The sequence below is a fragment of the Chromohalobacter sp. HP20-39 genome (assembly GCF_033052815.1).
Classification (GTDB): domain Bacteria; phylum Pseudomonadota; class Gammaproteobacteria; order Pseudomonadales; family Halomonadaceae; genus Chromohalobacter.
This window is the reverse complement of the sequence record NZ_JAWHTP010000493.1, coordinates 1-295: the sequence shown is the minus strand read 5'-3', so window position 1 is coordinate 295 and position 295 is coordinate 1. Positions and strand designations below refer to the sequence as shown.

The following is a 295-nucleotide window of genomic DNA, read 5'->3' as shown; positions in this document are numbered from 1 at the left end:
TAAAAACATAATTATCAAGATATTTTTTAGCAAAATATCCAAAAGAGTAATCGGAACTAGTGTATTCAGTTTGTTCTAATTTCTCTCTTTCCTTCCGTTTCAATTCTTCTTCTTCATCATCAATCTGATAAATGAATGCTTGACCTTTCTTATCTTTTGACATGATAAGAAATGCTTTTGCTTCATTAAGAGTATCAAAAAGATTGTTTCGTTTTCCCTTCCAATCTTTTCTAGTGATTTCTACTCTATACTTTGTAGTTGTAGAACCATCCTTGCTCAATGGTTGAACAAGGAT

General features: G+C 30.5%; 1 protein-coding gene. It reads right to left on the bottom strand.

Annotated elements, in window-relative coordinates:
• On the bottom strand, nt 1–295 hold a 295-nt coding region (locus RVY79_RS18935; RefSeq protein ID WP_317466102.1), incomplete at both ends, for a hypothetical protein.